Origin of the sequence: Streptomyces sp. NBC_00075 (assembly GCF_045041225.1) — a bacterium.
In the GTDB taxonomy this organism is placed as follows: domain Bacteria; phylum Actinomycetota; class Actinomycetes; order Streptomycetales; family Streptomycetaceae; genus Streptomyces; species Streptomyces adonidis.
On record NZ_CP108243.1, the window covers coordinates 10,265,669 to 10,281,468 of the forward strand.

Consider the following 15,800-nt stretch of genomic DNA (forward strand, 5'->3'; position numbering starts at 1 on the left):
TGGCGGGGGATGCGGGCAAAAGCGTGTCCGGTGAAGTGCCGGACTCGGAGTGGTCGTTGGGGCCACTCGTGATCGCCGGGCAGCCGGCGTTCCTGCGGGCCGCGCGCGTCGAACTCCCCGAGGAGAACCCCGATCCGACCGTGCTGCCCACGATCACCCTGCTGGAGCGTGCGGCGTCCCGGGGGATCGACGCGAAGGAACTGCCGCTGCCGCCCGGGCAGTTGCTCGCCGGGCAGTACCTGTTGATCCGGCCGCTCGGCTACGGCGGAATGGGCGAGGTCTACCTCGCGCTCGACACGAAGGTCGACGACCGCGAGGTGGCCATCAAGATCCTGCACCCCGAGCAGGCGGTGGTCGAGGCGGGCGCTCTGGTCCGGGAACGACGGGCCCTGGTCGACCTCAGCCACGACGACATCATCCGCGTATACAACTACGGGCACCACCCCGAGGTCGGCGACTTCCTCGTGCTCCAGTACGTGGACGGGCTGACCCTGGAGGAGGTACGGGCGCGGGCGCGGTTGAACCCGGAGGAGTTCGGCGGCGCGCGGTTCCACGAGTTCGTGCTCGCGTACGGCCTGCGGATCCTGTCCGCCCTCGGGCATCTGCACGCCGACCTGCCCGGCAAGGTCTACGGCGATCTGAAGCCGGACAACGTCATGCACGACGGCACCACGACGAAGATCATCGACGTCGGGAGCGTTCGCGCCGCCGGACTGCCGGGGCTGACGACGAGAGGCTTCCGCGCCCCGACGGTGGGCCGGAACGGTGAGTGCACCGGCCAGGACGACCTGTTCAGCCTGGGGGAGACACTGCGGCGGCTGAGCGGCCTAGGCACCTCGCTCCAGGACCTGGCCCGGCTCGGCGACCTGGGCGCTCCGGACGGTTCGACGGCCGCGGCCACCGAGGAGACGACCGCTCCCGCTCCCCGCGGCCTCGGCCTCGTCTCGCTCGCCCGTGTGCTGGATCGGGCGACCCGGAGCGAGCGGCACGAGAGATTCGCCGACGCACGCGAGATGGCCGAGCAACTGCGCGGTGTCTTCCGTGAGTTGAGATCCCTGCGGACCGGCACCGAGACCTTCGAACCCTCACCGCTGTTCCTCCAGTCGGCCTACGCCCTCGACGGCGCCCTCGGATCCGCGCCACCCCTCGCCCACTGGGCCGCGCCGGGCACCCTCTCGCCGTACGCGCCGCCGTCACCCGCCGAGGTCGCGTACCGGCTGCCCGTCCCACGGCCCGACCGCCACGACAGCCACCACGCCGAACTGAGCAGACTGGCCGACGCCGCCCCCGAGGCACTCCTCCAGCACACCGGGGACTGGCGGGACTCCACCGAGGTCCATCTGCTGCGCTGCCGCCTGCGCCTCAGGGCGGCGGGCGGCGGACCCGACGCCGCCGAACGGGAACTGCGGGCCGCGGAGGAGTCCGTCGGACCCGAACGCGCCCCGTACGACTGGCGGTTGGACTGGCACCGAGGACTCGTCGCGCTCGCCCGGGACCAAGTGGAGGTCGCCGGGCGGCACTTCGACCGGGTGTACGCGGCGATCCCCGGCGAGTACGCGCCGAAGCTCGCCCTCGGATACTGCGCCGAGCGTCTTGAGCGGTGGCACGAGGCACTCACGTTCTACGAGGCGGTGCGGCTGCGCAACCCGTCGTTGGGCAGCGCGGCCTTCGGCGCCGCGCGGGCCCGCCTCGCGCTGGGCGGTGAACGGTCGCGCGAGGAGGCCGTGCGCGAACTGGACGCGGTGCCGCAGCACTCGCGGCACCGAACCGCCGCCCGTACGGCGGCTGTTCGCATCGGGGTCGAGCATCTGCGGACCGCCGGGCGGAGCGGCGAACTCCCGGAGCGGCTGCGTGAGGTGCTGCGACGGCTGGCCCTGCTCTTCCACGCGCACGGGCTGACCGACGAGGAGGCCAGGGCCCGGATGACCCTCGAAGCGTGGGAGGCCGTCCAGGGCGCGCTCGCCCGAGGCGCCCTCGACGCGACGGAACTGGACACCCTGGCCGCGGACGCCGATCCACGGCTGGGCCTGCCGTCCGACGAGCCCGGCCTGCGCAAGGACCTCTCCCGGCTCCACCTCGCCCTCGCCCACCAGGCCGCCCGCTCCGCCGCGCCCGAGGACGCGACCGTCGCCGAAGTCCTCCTGGACCGCGCCTACGAGGTGCGTCCGCTCGCCTTCCGACACCGCAGGGACAGTCCATGGCCCGGGAAGAGACTCACCGACTGGCTCCGGACGGCCGCCTCCGCGACCTCGCAGAGACAGCCGTCCGCCTCGGACGGGCCACTGCCTCCGTAGCCGCCGAACTCGCCCGCCGCGTCCGGCGTTACGCCTGGCCGTCGACCACGGGCCGCCGCAACCGCGCGTATCTGCGGGACCGGCTGGTCGCGCTGCCGCTGCTCGCCGTGGTGGCCTTCGGGGCGTTCGGATGGGCCTACGCGGACGTGCGCGGTGACTCCGCGTACGTACGGGACCGGGTCGCGCCCGCACTCGTCGACCTCGCGGACGCCAAGGCCTCGCTGCTCATCGCGCAGGGCGAGGCCGAGAAGAGCCTCGACGAGGGACGGGCGGCGGAGCTGGGCGGGCTCAACGAGCGTTACCGCACCCGGATCGCGCGAGCGACGCAGCGCCTGAACCAGGTCACCCGTGGCGGGGCGCTCACCGTCGCCGAGGAACAGGACCTGCGCGTGGCGTCCGCACTGGTCGTGGACTACACCGGCTGGATCGGCCGGGCACAGGGCCACGCGACCGACCCGGTCCTGCGGGACGCGGAACTGACGTACGCGCGCAGCATGCTCTGCTCGGCGCCGGCCGTCACCGAGGAGCGCGAGGACCGCTATCCGGAGTGTTCGGCCGGGACCGGCCCCGGCGCGACCGCGATCGTGGACCGGGTGTCGGGCCTGGAGGAGCGGCTGCGCGAGCGGCTCGCGGACCGGGCAGCCTGGGGCGCGGGCGTGATCACCGCCGCGACCGTCTCCGCGCTCGCCTTCGTCCTGCTCGCCGCCGGTCTCTGGCGGACCGTGGCCTTCCTGCGCCGCCGCTTCCGTATCCGGCTCAGCATCCCCCTCACCGCCGCCGCCCTGCCGCTGCTCGCCCTGCCGCTCCTGACGGCAGACGCGCTGCTCGCCCAGCACGCCCAGGACGCTGCCGTCCCGGTGGCGGACGCGCTCGCCGAGCGGACCTCGCCGGCAACGGAGGCGATCGTGGAGGAACGCCCGTTCGACGGCCCCGATCCGGGGGCCATCGAAGTACTGGAGTCCCGCATCGACGACGAACTGGTGGACGGACGGCTCGCCCTCCTCGACGGAGCGGCGCCGCTCGTGTTCCCCACCGGTCTGGCCTGCGCGGCCGTCATCGGCGGCGCCCTGCACGGGTACCGCCGTGAGTACCTCGTCGTGACCCGCGGAGGAGCCGTCTCATGAGACGCGTCCTGCACGCCCTTCTCGCGGCCTGCCTCCTCGCCCTGGTCCCCGGCTGTACGTCGGACACCCCCGACCCGCTGGTCGTCCTCGGCCCCTGGACCGGCGCGGAGGGCAGGGCCTTCGAGGCGGCCCTGCGGAAGCTGGACGACGGCACGGGACGGACGTACACCTACGAAGGAACCCGCTCGCTGCGCGAGACACTCGTCTCACAACTCGAGGCGGAGGCCCCGCCGGACGTGGCGATCCTCAACAGCATCGGCGAACTCACCGAGTACGCCCGCCGCGACAAACTCAGACCGCTCGTCGAGGCGACCGCCGAGCGCGCCTATCCGCCGTGGGCGCCGACCCTGATCGTGGACAGCAGACGGCGGACGTACTGGGTGCCGCTGAAGGTCGATCTGAAGAGCCTGGTGTGGAGCAAGGAGGGCACCTCCTCCGAGGACCCGGAGTGGTGCGTGGGGCTCGCCTCGCAGCAGACCTCGGGCTGGCCCGGCACGGACTGGATCGAGGACATCCTGCTCCACCAGGCGGGCCCCGCCCGCTACACGGAGTGGGCCACAGGCAGGCTGAGCTGGCAGGACCCGGCGGTCGAGCGGGCCTGGCAGACCTGGGCGCGACTGCTCGGCGACCGCTCCCGGACATCGCTCCAGCGGTCCCTGACCACGTCGTACGAAGGCACACCGCAAGCCTCCGGCGAGCCACGCGGTCTGCTCGACTCCCCGGGCTTCGACTGCACCCACGAGCACCAGAGCGCCTTCATCCGGTACGTCTACGCAGGCGACGACATCCGAGTGGAACCGTCCGCCCGCTTCCTGGACGGGCAGCCCGAATACCGGGACGCGTACGAGGTCGCCGGCGACATGGCCGCCGTCTTCAGCGACGACCCGGCGGCCCAGGAACTGGTGGAGCGGCTGTCCGGCCCGGCGGGGCGCGAACTCTGGCGTGAGGCGGCGGGCCCGGCGGTGCGGCCGCTGTTCCCGGACCCGGCCGGACTGCCCCCGACTGCGAGCGCAGACCCCATCGAACAGGAGATCGACTCCCTGCTCACGTCCGGGGCCCGCACCCTGTGCTTCGACGCGTCCGACGTGATGCCGCCCGAGGTGCGCGACGTCTTCTACCGGGCGGTGCTCGAGTTCTTCCGGGACCACACGACGAAGCACCTCGACTCGCTGCTGGGTCAACTGGAGTCCGTACGTGCCCAGACGGTCGAGAACTCCGGCGACGACCGCTCCTTCCGGCCGCCGGAGGACATCTGCGCGCCCGGCGGATGAGACGCGCGGCCCTGCCGAGGTGACGGCCGCATCCCGGTGGCTCGCGGTCTCATTTCGCGTATCGTCATTTCTTGGTTGATATCGCTCATGGCGTCAGTCGTATCCGAGGAGGCTCGGGCAGTCATGACGGACCCCACCCGTATCGACGTCCACCAGCACCTGATCCCGCCGGAGCGCGCCCGCGCGATGGCGGGCCGTGCCGCCGGCCTCGGCTGGCCCGCGCCCGTGTGGGACGAGGCGAGCGCGCTCGCGATGATGGACCGCCGGTCCATCGCCACCGGCGTGCTGTCGTACGCCGCACCGCTCGCGGCCCCCGACGACCCGGAGGGCGCCCGGACCGGGGCACGGAGCGTCAACGAGTACACCGCGGAACTGGTCAAGAACCGGCCCGACCGCTTCGGCCTGTTCGCCGTGCTGCCCCTCCCGGACGTCGACGGCGCGCTCGCCGAGGCCGCCCACGCCCTGGACGAGCTGAACGCCGACGGAGTGATGGTCCTGTCCAACGCCCAGGGCCGCTACCTCGGCGACCCGGAGTTCGAGCCCCTGTGGGCCGAGCTGGACCGCCGGTCCGCCGTCGTGCTCGTCCACCCCACCGCGCCGCCGGGCCCTCCGGACCCCGCGCTGCCGCCCGCCCCACTGGTCGATTTTCCCTACGACACCACCCGCACCGCCCTGCATCTGGCGATGCGCGGCGTGCCCCGGCGCCACCCCCGGATCAGGATGATCCTGCCGCACGCGGGCGGCTTCCTGCCGTACGCCGCCCAGCGGCTGGCCCTCGCCGGACACCTCGACCCCGACACCACCCCCGAGGACTTCCTCGCCGACCTGCGCCGCTTCTACTTCGACACCGCCCTCGCCGGCAGCCCCGCGACCCTGCCCTCGCTGCTGGCCTTCGCCGACCCCGAACGCGTCCTGTTCGGCAGCGACTTCCCCATGCTCCCCGAGGAGTGGGGCACCGGCTTCGACAACGGCCTTGACGGGTACGCCGGTTGGGACCCCGGCCAGCTCCACGCGATCAACCGTGGCAACGCCGAGGCGCTCATTCCGCGACTCGCGACGGGTTAGTCTCGGGGCATGCGGATCTCCGTCTCCTCCGACATGGACGAACCCGTGGCCCGCGCCCTTCTCGGGCAGCTGCGCGACCGCGGACACGACGTGGTGACGTACGGGGCGCTGAGCCCCGGCGACGATCCGCAGTGGGCCGCCTGCTCGGAGGCGGCGGCCCGCGAGGTCGCCACCGGGAACGCCGACCAGGCCGTCGTGTGCTGCTGGACAGGCACGGGCGCGTCGATCGCCGCGAACAAGGTGCCCGGTGTACGCGCGGCCCTGTGCACGGACGCCTACACGGCGGACGGCGCCCGCCGCTGGAACGACGCCAACGTGCTCGCGCTCAGCCTGCGCCTGACGTCGGAGCCGCTGCTCAAGGAGATCCTGGACGCCTGGTTCGCGGCCGAGGCGAGCGCGGACGCCGAGGACCGGGAGAACGTGGCACGCGTCGAGCGGCTGGACAACACGAGAACCACCCCCTGAAGAAAGGCTAGTTGAAAGAGGCCCGCGGTCACCGAGACCGTGATGGCCCAGACCGCGATCACTCAGACCGTGATGACTCTGAGCCCGGCCTCCTCGAACCGCCCCACCGTCTCCTCGTCCGCCGCCGTGTCCGTGACCAGCGTGTCCACGGCCTCGACCGCGCAGATCCGGGCGAACGCCCGCCGCCCCAGCTTGCTGGAGTCGGCGGCCACCACCACGCGCCCGGCGCGCTCGCACAGCAGCCGGTTGATCGCGGCCTCCGCCTCGTCGTTCGCCGCCGCCCCGTGGGTGACGTCGAGGGCGACCACGCCCAGTACGGCCATGTCGATGGTGATCTGGCTCAGCACACCGTCGGCGAGCGGCCCGACCAGTTCGTACGACTGCGGGCGCGCGACCCCGCCCGTCAGCACGATCTTGAACTGGGGCCGTACGGCAAGCTCGTTGGCGATGTTCAGCGCGTTCGTGACGATCGTCATCGCGGGCGAGCCGACGGTCAGATCACCGCGTACGGCCAACGCCCGCGCCACCTCCGTCGTGGTCGTCCCGCCCGTCAGGCCCACCGCCTCACCGGGGGCGACCAGATCCGCGACCGCCCGCGCGATGCGCTGCTTCTCGGAGGCGCGGCGGGCGGTCTTGTAGCGCAGCGGCAGTTCGTACGACACACCGTGCACGACCGCGCCGCCCCTGGTGCGTACGAGCATCTGCTGCTCGGCGAGCTGGTCGAAGTCACGGCGGATCGTCGCGGCCGACACCCCCAGCTCGGCCGCCGCCTCCTCGACCTCCAGCCGGCCCCGCTCGACCAGCAGGTCCAGCAGGGACTTCCAGCGGGCGTCCCGGGACATCCGGACTCTCCGTTCCTCGATCTTCCGCGACCCTAGCGCACCGAATGTTCACAGTCCCTGCTGCTCGAATGCTTGATTCTGCTCGAAACGTGGTTATATCTTGCAAGAACGAGCATGAATCGGCTCTCTGGGGGAGAGGCACCGCATGACCCATGTCGAGGACGAACTGAACAGCCAGCCCGAGTGCTGGACGCGCGTCGCCGCGGAGGCGGCCGAGCATGCCCACGCGCTGCCGGTGGCGGGGGAGCGGGTCGCGATCGTGGGCTGCGGCACCTCGTACTTCATGGCGCAGGCCGCCGCGGCCCTGCGGGAAGGCGCCGGTCAGGGGGAGACGGACGCCTTCGCCGCCTCCGAGTTCCCCTACGGCCGCCCGTACGACCGGGTCGTCGCCCTCACCCGGTCCGGCACCACCACCGAGGTGCTCGAACTGCTCGGACGACTGCGGGACGGCACGCCCCCTGGCGCGCGGACGCGGACCACCGCGATAACCGCCGATCCCCGAACTCCGGTGATGGAGGCGGCCGATGACCTCGTCGTACTCGACTACGCGGACGAACGCTCCGTCGTACAGACGAGATTCGCCACCACCGCGCTCACGCTGCTCCGCGCCCACCTCGGACTGCACGACGAAACCGTGCTCGACGACTGCCGTACCGCGCTCTCGACTCCGTTGCCCGAAGGGCTCGTCGAGTGCACGCAGTTCACCTTCCTCGGCCGAGGTTGGACGGTGGGGCTCGCCAACGAGGCCGGACTGAAGATGCGCGAGGCTTCCCTGTCCTGGACCGAGGCCTATCCGGCGATGGAGTACCGGCACGGCCCCATCAGCGTCACCACCCGCTCCACGGCGACCTGGATGTTCGGCGAGGCGCCGGAGGGGCTGGCCCAACAGGTGCGGGACACCGGTGCTTTGTGGGTGACCGGCGTCCTCGACCCGCTCGCCGAACTGGTGCGCGCGCAGCGCCTCGCGGTGGTGGTGGCGGCGGCACGGGGCCTCGACCCCGACCGCCCGCGCCACCTCACCCGCTCGGTGATCCTCGCGCCGGCACTCTGACGCCTCGTCCATGTCCTGGAAGGAGGAGACATGCCCCTCGTGACCACCGGCGAACTCGTCACCCGGGCCGCCGCCACGCACTCGGCGGTCGCCGCGTTCAACATCATCACCCTGGAGCATGTCGAGGCCGTCATCGCCGGTGCGGAGGAGGCGGGTTCACCCGTCGTCCTCCAAGTCAGCGAGAACGCCGTCAAGTTCCGCCGAGGGCAGGTCCTTCCGCTGGCCCGCGCCGCAGCCTCAGTCGCCGAACAGGCCGCCGTACCCGTCGCGTTGCACCTCGACCACGTCCAGAGCGACGACCTGCTGCGTCAGGCGCCCGCCGCCGGATTCAGCTCCGTGATGTACGACGCGGCGCGGCTGCCGTACGCCGAGAACCTCGCCGCGACCCGGGCCGCCGCCGACTGGGCGCATGCCCAAGGGCTCTGGATCGAGGCCGAGTTGGGTCAGGTGGGCGGCAAGGACGGACGGCCCCCGCTGGACGCCCACGCACCCGGCGCCCGTACCGACCCCGCCGAGGCCCGTGCCTTCGTCGCCGACTCAGGGGTGGACGCCCTCGCCGTGGCCGTCGGCAGCACGCACGCCATGACCACCCGTACGGCGGCCCTCGACCACGACCTCCTGAAGCGGCTCTCCGCCACCCTGGACGTCCCCCTCGTCCTGCACGGCTCGTCCGGCGTACCGGACGACGAACTCGTGTCCGCCGTCGCCGCCGGCATTACCAAGGTCAACGTCGGTACGGCCCTCAACATCGCCATGACCGGCGCCATCAGGGAGTTCCTCGCCGCCCACCCCGAGACCGTCGACCCGCGCAAGTATCTGAGCGTGGGCCGGGAGGCGATGGTGCGGACGGTGACCCGGATCATCGGCGTACTGAGCTGACACAGAGCTCAAGGCCACCAGCGCTGGTATTTTTTCACCATGCACGAAACGGAGCTGTACCTCGGCGAGCCGCCCCACGTCGCCAACGCGGGCGTCGGCGTGCACGGGATCGCGAGCCGCACCGACGTCTTCCGGCTTCCGGAGCTGTGGCAGCTGCACCTCTACCAGTACGAGGCCGAGCTGATCGTCGGCGGCACCCCGCACGTCGTCCGCCCCGGCCACGTGAGCCTCGTACCGCCCGGCACCACGGTCCGCTTCCGCTACCAGGGCCGCTCCGAACACCTCTACGCACACCTGCGCATCCCCACCACCGGACCCTCGCGCACCGTGCCCGTCGTCCAGGACGCGGGCCCCGAACTCCCCACCTTCACCGGCCTGTTGCTCGCGGCCATCGCCGCCGTGCCACGCGCCCCCGAGCACACGAGAGCCGAGATCTGGACGGCGCTGTGGCGCATCGCCCACCTCACCCCGGACACCGAACGCCCCGGCCCCGGCCCGCACCCGGCGGTCAGCGCGGCCATCGCGTACATCGAGGGCCAGCTCGCCGCCCCCCTCACCGTGCCGGCCGTCGCCCAGGCGGCCGGCGTCTCGCACAACCACCTGACCAGGCTGTTCAAGGCCGCGACCGGCGACACGGTGGTCGGCTACATCCGCCGCCGCAGACTCGACCGCGCCCGCCACCTGCTGCGCGCCTCGACCCTCTCCATCCCGGCAGTGGCCGCCTCGGTCGGCATCCCCGACCTCCAGGCGTTCAACAAGGCATGCCGCCGCGAACTCGGCGCGTCACCACGAGCCCTACGGGGAGAGACGACCACCACCGGCACCTGAGGTGGTAGAAATTCACCCCGGACCGCTTACCGCGTCACTGCTTCACGGCCTTCAGCACCACGAACTTGGCATCACTCGCGACGAGCCGACTGTTGCCGAACAGCTTCCGCAGCTTGAGGTGATAGCCGAGATGCCGGTTGCCGATCACCCACAGCTCACCGCCCGGCCGCAGCGCCCGCCGGGCGCCGGTGAACATCCGCCAGGCCGTGGCGTCCGACGTCGCTTGGTGGGTGTGGAACGGCGGATTGTTGAGCACGAGGTCGACGCTCCCGTCCGCGATCCCGGCCAGCCCGTCGCCGACCCGGAACTCGGCCTGCCCGTCCGGCAGTTCGTTGGCCCGGTAGGTCTCCTCCGCCGAGGCCACCGCCTGGAACGACTCGTCGACGAAGAGCAGCTCGGCCTCCGGCGCGGTCAGCGCCACCGCCGTACCGACCACACCGTTCCCGCAGCCCAGGTCGACCACCCGGGCGGCACCCGACGGCTCCGGCAGATGCTGGAGGAAGAACCGGGTGCCGATGTCGAGACGCTCGGCGCAGAAGACGCCCGCGTGGTTGACGACGGTGTGCCCGGAGACGGGGCCGATGCCGTCGGGCAGCGCGTAGCGGAGCGGCCAGGGATTGACGCCCTTGCCCACCGACGGACCGACACCGGAGTGGACGAGCCGGGCCTTCTTCTCCGCGAGGGAGGTCCGGGTCGGGCCGACGATCCGCTCGAACAGCTTCAGCGTCGAGGTGTGGATCTCCTTCACCATGCCGGTGCCGACGACGACCGTGTCCTTGTGCAGCGTGGGCGCCAGCCGCAACAGCTGGTCCTCGAGGAGCGCCAGGCTCTTCGGCACCCGCACGAGCAGCACGTCGACGCGCTCCGGCGCCGGATCCTGGGTGGTGAGCAGCCGTACGGAGTCCTCGTCCACTTCGGCCCGCCGCAGGTTCGCCCGGGTCGCCTCCTGGGCGAGGAACGAGTCGGTGATCTGCGTCGGCCGGTGCGCGGCGAGCGCCGTGGTGAGCGCGCCCCAGCGGTCCCCGACGACCACGACCGTGCCGGAGAGATCGGTCCCGGCCTCCGCGAGATGCCCGAGAAGGTACTCGTCGGCGGCGTCCCACGCACGGAGCCGCTCACGCGGATCGGCGGGGAAACGGGTCAGCGTCAGTTCGGCCCAGGGAGTCGTCATACGGTCGGTCATCGTGGCCCCACCCTACAGAGCCGCAGCTCACACCCCGTCGGGCAGGATGGGATCCATGGACGCCGAGCTGTTCCCCAGAGCCCGTACGGAGATCGCGCCGGGCGCGGTGCACGTGCCGGACTGGCTGGACGCGGGACGTCAGCGCGAGCTGCTGGACGCCTGCCGCGACTGGGCACGCCCACCGGCGGGCCTGCGCACGGTCCGGACGCCCGGCGGCGGCACGATGACCGCCCGGCAGGTCTGTCTCGGCTGGCACTGGTACCCGTACGCCTACGCCCGCACCGTCGTCGACGGCGACGGCACGCCGGTGAAACCGTTCCCCGACTGGCTGGGCGAGCTGGGGAGAGAGGCGGCCAGGGCAGCGGCGTACGACGGCGACGCCGCCTACGACATCGCGCTGATCAACTTCTACGACGCCGACGCCCGCATGGGAATGCACCGCGACAGCGACGAGAAGTCGGACGCGCCCGTGGTGTCCCTGAGCCTCGGCGACACCTGCGTCTTCCGCTTCGGCAACACGGAGACACGGACCCGGCCGTACACGGACGTCGAGCTGCGCAGCGGCGACCTGTTCGTGTTCGGCGGCGCCTCTCGCCTCGCCTACCACGGGGTGCCACGGGTGTACGAGGGCACGGCGCCGCCGGAGTTGGGACTGACCGGCCGGCTGAACGTGACGCTGAGGGTCAGCGGTCTCTAGGCGGGTCCGGCGAAGTCCGCTACGGTACAGCGCCCCTGGAAGGCACCCCGCAGGGGCAGCCTTACAGGGGCGCGGGGCTGTGTTGAATTTGCGGCTACCGCCGCGTGGGCGCGACAAGCCCCCACCGGTCCGCAGCAAATGAACGGCATATCCAGCGGAGCGCGTCGTACGGATCATGGGAGACTCGCCCTCATGAGCGGCAAGGTCGAGGGGACCACTTCAAAGACGCGGTTGGACCGGGGGCGCGGCGCCCTCGGGCCCGCCTTGGAGCTGGTGCACACCGGCCGGGCGCCCACCCGGGCCGTGCTCACCGCCGAGCTGGGCGTCACCCGGGCGACGGCCGGTGCGGTGGCCGCCGAGCTGGAGGCGCTCGGGCTGATCAGCGTGGACGCCCGGCCCGGCGCGGCGGCCGGATCGCAGGGACGCCCCTCGCACCGGCTCGACGTCGCCGAGGACGGGCCGGTCGTACTGGCCGCCCAGGTGCACGCCGACGGCTTCCGGGCCGCGCTGGTCGGGCTCGGCGGGCGGATCGTCGCCACCGCGCCCGGCTGCGAGACCGTCGACGCCGACCCGGCGAAGGTGCTCGGCTCGGTCGTCGACGCGGGCGCCGAACTGCTGCACGACACCGGACGGCGCTGCGTAGGCGCCGGTCTCGCCGTGCCGTCGGCCGTCGCCGAACCCGAGGGCCTCGCCCTGAACCCGCTGCACCTCGCCTGGCCGGCCGGCGCGCCGGTACGGGAGATCTTCGCCGAACGCGTCCGGGCCGCCGGCATCGCCGGACCGGCCTTCGCGGGCAACGACGTCAACCTCGCCGCGCTCGCCGAACACCGGCACGGCGCCGGACGCGGCGCCCGCGACCTGCTGTGCGTCGCCACCGGGCACCGGGGGGTCGGCGGGGCGCTGGTCCTCGACGGCCGTCTGCACACGGGCAGTTCGGGCCTCGCGCTCGAAGTCGGCCACCTCACCGTCAACCCCGAGGGCCGCCCCTGCCACTGCGGCAGCCGGGGCTGCCTGGACGTCGAGGCCGACCCGCTCGCCTTCCTCACCGTGGCGGGCCGCGACCCGGGCCCCGAGGTGTCCCTCCTCCAGCAGGCCAACGACCTGATCCGCGACCAGTACACGGACCCGGAGGTCCGCACGGCCACCGAGACCCTGATCGACCGCCTGGGCCAGGGCCTGGCAGGCCTCGTCAACATCCTCAACCCGGACCGCATCATCCTCGGCGGCCTCCACCGCACCCTCCTGGACGCCGACCCCAACCGCCTACGCGCAGTGGTGGCCGACCGCAGCCTCTGGGGCCGCAGCGGCGGCGTCCCCATCCTCGCCTGCACCCTGGACCACAACAGCCTCGTAGGAGCAGCGGAGTTGGCGTGGCAACCGGTACTGGACGACCCACTGGCGGCACTGGCGTAAGGGTCCGTCCAGTTTCAAATGCGCTGTGCGGAGACGCGCCCCAAAGGGGCGCGGGGAACTGCGCGACCAGCCACGACGCACCCGCAGCCGTACTACTGCCCCACCCACGAAGCTCTCATCCCGTAAGACTCCACAACGCCGCAACCTGAGGCCGCCGCAGATCAGCCCGCCGCACACACAACCCGATCGGAAACGGCTCGAGCACCGGATCGACCGGCACAACCACCAACCGCTCCCGCACCGCACTGTGATCAAGAACAAGCCGAGGCACAACCCCCGTCCCACACCCCAGCGCAACCAACGTCAACAACCCTTCGTGACCGTCCGGTTCAGCAGCCACCTCGGGCGAGAACGAAACACCCCGCGCCCGGAACCACCGATCGGCCGCCTCCCGCACCAACCCCCGGTAAGGCAGCACGAACGGCCCCGCCAGCCCCGGATCCGGCCGATCCCGAGCCGTCACGAACACCAACTCCGTCACGGCAACCGTCCGACTCACCAACGGCTCCGGCAGCCGCGCCGGAATCCCCGCGACGGCCACATCGACCTCCCCCTCGTCCAGCCGCGCCAGCGCCGCCGCCGCGTCACCGGTACGCAGATCGAGCCGTACGTTCGGATGCGCGGCCCGAAAGGGCGCCAACAGCCCCGGCAGCAGCACCTGACAAGCAGTCACCGTCGCGAACACGGCCAACCGGCCGGTGAGTTGAGCGGGGTCAGGGTGCTCCTCACGGTACGCACGCCACAACTCCAGCGCCTGGACGGCGTATTCACGGAACCGATGCCCCTCCGCCGTCAGCGACACCCCGCGCGGCCCCCGGTCGAACAACCGATGCCCGAGATCGGTCTCCAGTCGCTGCACGGTCCGAGTGAGCGTCGCCGGACTGACATGACAGTCCAGACTGGTCCGCCCGAAGTTCAGCGTCTGCGCCAGATGAACGAAAAGTCGCAGCTCCCGATGATCGTCGCGCATACCGTGACCTGGCCCTTTCATTCCCCGCAACAGCCCGCTGCACAAGTTGCGCTTGCCGCAACACTCGCCGTGACCCTACAACTCGACCATGACCTCGACACCGCACAGCACTACCCACACCTCCCGCGTCTTCGCCCTGGAAACGATGGACGTGCCCGGCGGAACGGAGACCATCCTGCGCGGCGGACGCCACCTCTTCCCGCTGCTCCCGCAGGCCTTCGAAGGCATCCGCCGCATCGGCGTCATCGGCTGGGGCCCCCAGGGCCGCGCCCAGGCCCTCAACCTGCGGGACTCCCTCGCAGGTACGGACATCCGGGTGACGGTCGGGCTCCGCCCGAACTCCACCTCCGCCGCCGACGCCCGCGCCCACGGCTTCACCGAGGCGGACGGCACCCTCGGCGACTGGCTCGCCGTCACCGCCGACAGTGACCTGGTCATCCTGCTGATCGCGGACGCGGCACTCGCCGCCCACCACCAGGAGATCTTCGCGACCCTCGAGCCGGGCGCGGTCATCGGACTCTCGCACGGCTTCCTGCTCGGCCATCTCCGGTCGTACGGCGGCGAGTTCCCGCCCGGACACGGGGTGATCGCCGTCTGTCCCAAGGGCATGGGCGACTCGGTGCGGCGCCTCTACGAGCAGGGCGCGGAGATCAACGGCGCGGGCATCAACAGCAGCTTCGCCGTGCACGCGGACCCGGACGGCCGGGCCACGGACCTCGCCCTCGGCTGGTCGGTCGCGCTCGGCTCGCCGTACACCTTCCGTACGACCCTCGACAGCGAGTACCTCTCGGACATCGTCGGCGAGCGCGCCATCCTGCTCGGCGCCGTCCACGGCATCGTCGAGAGCCTGTACACCCGCTTCCGGCTGGCCGGGGACGACGAGACGACCGCGTACGAGAAGTCCTGCGAGAACGTCACCGGCCCGATCGCCCGCACGATCTCCCACGAGGGGATCCGTGCCGTCCGCGAGGGCCTGGCCCCGGCGGACCGGGACACGTTCGACCGCGCGTACACGGCCACCTACCGCCCCGCCCGTGACCTCGTCGCCGAGATCTACGACGAGGTCGCCGACGGCACCGAACTGCGCAGCGTCATCCTCGCCGAACAGCGCCTCGGGGCCCGCCCGATGAGCGGGATCAGCGGCTCCCCGATGTGGGCGGCGGGGGAGCGGGTGCGGGCCCGGCGGGCGGAGCGCGAACTGCCCGTCGAGCCGTTCACCGCAGGCGTGTTCGTGGCCACGATGACCGCCCAGATCGACGAGTTCGCCGAGCGCGGCCACCCCTGGTCGGAGATCGTCAACGAGTCCGTCATCGAGGCCGTCGACTCGCTGCTGCCGTACATGCGCGCCCGTGACGTGGCGTACATGGTGGACAACTGCTCGCGCACGGCCCGCCTCGGTGCCCGCCGCTGGGGCCCGCGCTTCCAGTCGGCGTACGAGCAGATCGCGTACCCGGCGGCCGAACTCCCCGCCTCCGACGCCCTGTTGGCGGCCTTCGACACCCACCCGGCGCACGAGGCCCTGGCAGCGGCGGCGAAGCTCCGGCCGTCGGTCGACATCTCCGTGGCCTGACACAGGCCCGACACCCCCGGGAAGCAGCCGCAAGAGGCCCACGTACTCCCGGGGAGGTACGCGCACTCCCGCCGGCCGTACGACGACCCGGACCCCCTCCCGGCGCGAACGTGGAGTCATCGCACAGAACCCCTGCCTGGGAGATGAC

14 protein-coding genes are annotated in these 15,800 nt (G+C 72.1%); 11 read left to right on the top strand and 3 right to left on the bottom strand.

What is annotated here, in order from left to right; all coding sequences use genetic code 11:
* Positions 1-23 precede the first annotated feature (23 nt).
* The 5 genes from OG787_RS44920 (at position 24) to OG787_RS44940 (ending at position 6,219) form a co-directional block, all read left to right on the top strand.
* A complete protein-coding gene (locus OG787_RS44920) occupies positions 24-2,294 on the top strand; it encodes a tetratricopeptide repeat protein (RefSeq protein WP_405539214.1) in 2,271 nt (756 codons plus the stop codon).
* Positions 2,198-3,418, top strand: coding sequence for a hypothetical protein (locus OG787_RS44925; protein ID WP_405539215.1), 1,221 nt, complete (start codon positions 2,198-2,200; stop codon positions 3,416-3,418). The genes OG787_RS44920 and OG787_RS44925 overlap by 97 nt, the downstream gene beginning before the upstream one ends.
* The gene (locus OG787_RS44930; protein WP_405539217.1) at positions 3,415-4,689 is read left to right on the top strand and encodes an alpha-glucoside ABC transporter substrate-binding protein; all 1,275 of its coding nucleotides are present in this window, start codon (positions 3,415-3,417) and stop codon (positions 4,687-4,689) included. Before OG787_RS44925 ends, OG787_RS44930 begins: the two co-directional genes overlap by 4 nt.
* 123 nt (positions 4,690-4,812) lie before the next feature.
* Positions 4,813-5,754, top strand: coding sequence for an amidohydrolase family protein (locus tag OG787_RS44935; RefSeq protein WP_405539218.1), 942 nt, complete (start codon positions 4,813-4,815; stop codon positions 5,752-5,754).
* Between the two features lie 9 nt (positions 5,755-5,763).
* A complete protein-coding gene (locus OG787_RS44940) occupies positions 5,764-6,219 on the top strand; it encodes an RpiB/LacA/LacB family sugar-phosphate isomerase (protein WP_369031917.1) in 456 nt (151 codons plus the stop codon).
* A 62-nt stretch (positions 6,220-6,281) separates the two neighbouring features.
* Here the strand turns inward: OG787_RS44940 and OG787_RS44945 are convergent, their stop codons facing one another.
* The gene (locus OG787_RS44945; RefSeq protein ID WP_405539220.1) at positions 6,282-7,061 is read right to left on the bottom strand and encodes a DeoR/GlpR family DNA-binding transcription regulator; all 780 of its coding nucleotides are present in this window, start codon (positions 7,059-7,061) and stop codon (positions 6,282-6,284) included.
* 145 nt (positions 7,062-7,206) lie between these two features.
* Between OG787_RS44945 and OG787_RS44950 the strand changes: the two genes are divergently transcribed.
* From OG787_RS44950 to OG787_RS44960, 3 genes are read left to right on the top strand one after another with little or no spacing between them, the layout of a single operon-like run.
* On the top strand, positions 7,207-8,112 hold the full coding sequence (locus OG787_RS44950; protein ID WP_405539222.1) for an SIS domain-containing protein: 906 nt from the start codon (positions 7,207-7,209) through the stop codon (positions 8,110-8,112).
* 30 nt (positions 8,113-8,142) lie between these two features.
* Complete coding sequence (locus OG787_RS44955; protein WP_369031914.1) at positions 8,143-8,991, top strand: ketose-bisphosphate aldolase; 849 nt, start codon at positions 8,143-8,145, stop codon at positions 8,989-8,991.
* Between the two features lie 39 nt (positions 8,992-9,030).
* The gene (locus tag OG787_RS44960) at positions 9,031-9,819 is read left to right on the top strand and encodes a helix-turn-helix domain-containing protein (protein WP_405539223.1); all 789 of its coding nucleotides are present in this window, start codon (positions 9,031-9,033) and stop codon (positions 9,817-9,819) included.
* Positions 9,820-9,853: 34 nt separating this feature from the next.
* Here OG787_RS44960 and OG787_RS44965 read toward each other — a convergent pair whose 3' ends face one another.
* Positions 9,854-11,002, bottom strand: coding sequence for a methyltransferase (locus OG787_RS44965; protein WP_405539224.1), 1,149 nt, complete (start codon positions 11,000-11,002; stop codon positions 9,854-9,856).
* Between the two features lie 55 nt (positions 11,003-11,057).
* Here OG787_RS44965 and OG787_RS44970 point away from each other — a divergent pair, with 55 nt between their 5' ends.
* Positions 11,058-11,699, top strand: a complete 642-nt coding sequence (locus OG787_RS44970) for an alpha-ketoglutarate-dependent dioxygenase AlkB family protein (RefSeq protein ID WP_405539225.1) — start codon at positions 11,058-11,060, stop codon at positions 11,697-11,699.
* Positions 11,700-11,891: 192 nt separating this feature from the next.
* Positions 11,892-13,112: an ROK family protein gene (locus tag OG787_RS44975; protein ID WP_369031911.1), complete on the top strand. Its 1,221-nt coding sequence runs from the start codon at positions 11,892-11,894 to the stop codon at positions 13,110-13,112.
* Positions 13,113-13,227: 115 nt separating this feature from the next.
* On the opposite strand, the gene ilvY is transcribed toward OG787_RS44975, so the two are convergent.
* The gene (gene ilvY / locus OG787_RS44980; protein ID WP_405539227.1) at positions 13,228-14,082 is read right to left on the bottom strand and encodes an HTH-type transcriptional activator IlvY; all 855 of its coding nucleotides are present in this window, start codon (positions 14,080-14,082) and stop codon (positions 13,228-13,230) included.
* Positions 14,083-14,170: 88 nt separating this feature from the next.
* Between ilvY and OG787_RS44985 the strand changes: the two genes are divergently transcribed.
* Positions 14,171-15,652 (top strand): ketol-acid reductoisomerase, encoded by a 1,482-nt coding sequence (locus OG787_RS44985; protein ID WP_405539228.1) that lies wholly within the window; start codon positions 14,171-14,173, stop codon positions 15,650-15,652.
* Positions 15,653-15,800 lie beyond the last annotated feature (148 nt).

What these genes read in the sequence shown, in the direction of transcription:
- OG787_RS44930 (WP_405539217.1), top strand. Translation starts at nt 3,415, where the DNA reads ATGAGACGCGTCCTGCACGCCCTTCTCGCGGCCTGCCTCCTCGCCCTG.
- OG787_RS44960 (WP_405539223.1), top strand. Translation starts at nt 9,031, where the DNA reads ATGCACGAAACGGAGCTGTACCTCGGCGAGCCGCCCCACGTCGCCAAC.
- OG787_RS44975 (WP_369031911.1), top strand. Translation starts at nt 11,892, where the DNA reads ATGAGCGGCAAGGTCGAGGGGACCACTTCAAAGACGCGGTTGGACCGG.
- OG787_RS44935 (WP_405539218.1), top strand. Translation starts at nt 4,813, where the DNA reads ATGACGGACCCCACCCGTATCGACGTCCACCAGCACCTGATCCCGCCG.
- OG787_RS44985 (WP_405539228.1), top strand. Translation starts at nt 14,171, where the DNA reads ATGACCTCGACACCGCACAGCACTACCCACACCTCCCGCGTCTTCGCC.
- OG787_RS44945 (WP_405539220.1), bottom strand. Translation starts at nt 7,061, where the DNA reads ATGTCCCGGGACGCCCGCTGGAAGTCCCTGCTGGACCTGCTGGTCGAG.
- OG787_RS44955 (WP_369031914.1), top strand. Translation starts at nt 8,143, where the DNA reads ATGCCCCTCGTGACCACCGGCGAACTCGTCACCCGGGCCGCCGCCACG.
- OG787_RS44965 (WP_405539224.1), bottom strand. Translation starts at nt 11,002, where the DNA reads ATGACCGACCGTATGACGACTCCCTGGGCCGAACTGACGCTGACCCGT.
- ilvY (WP_405539227.1), bottom strand. Translation starts at nt 14,082, where the DNA reads ATGCGCGACGATCATCGGGAGCTGCGACTTTTCGTTCATCTGGCGCAG.
- OG787_RS44970 (WP_405539225.1), top strand. Translation starts at nt 11,058, where the DNA reads ATGGACGCCGAGCTGTTCCCCAGAGCCCGTACGGAGATCGCGCCGGGC.
- OG787_RS44925 (WP_405539215.1), top strand. Translation starts at nt 2,198, where the DNA reads ATGGCCCGGGAAGAGACTCACCGACTGGCTCCGGACGGCCGCCTCCGC.
- OG787_RS44950 (WP_405539222.1), top strand. Translation starts at nt 7,207, where the DNA reads ATGACCCATGTCGAGGACGAACTGAACAGCCAGCCCGAGTGCTGGACG.
- OG787_RS44940 (WP_369031917.1), top strand. Translation starts at nt 5,764, where the DNA reads ATGCGGATCTCCGTCTCCTCCGACATGGACGAACCCGTGGCCCGCGCC.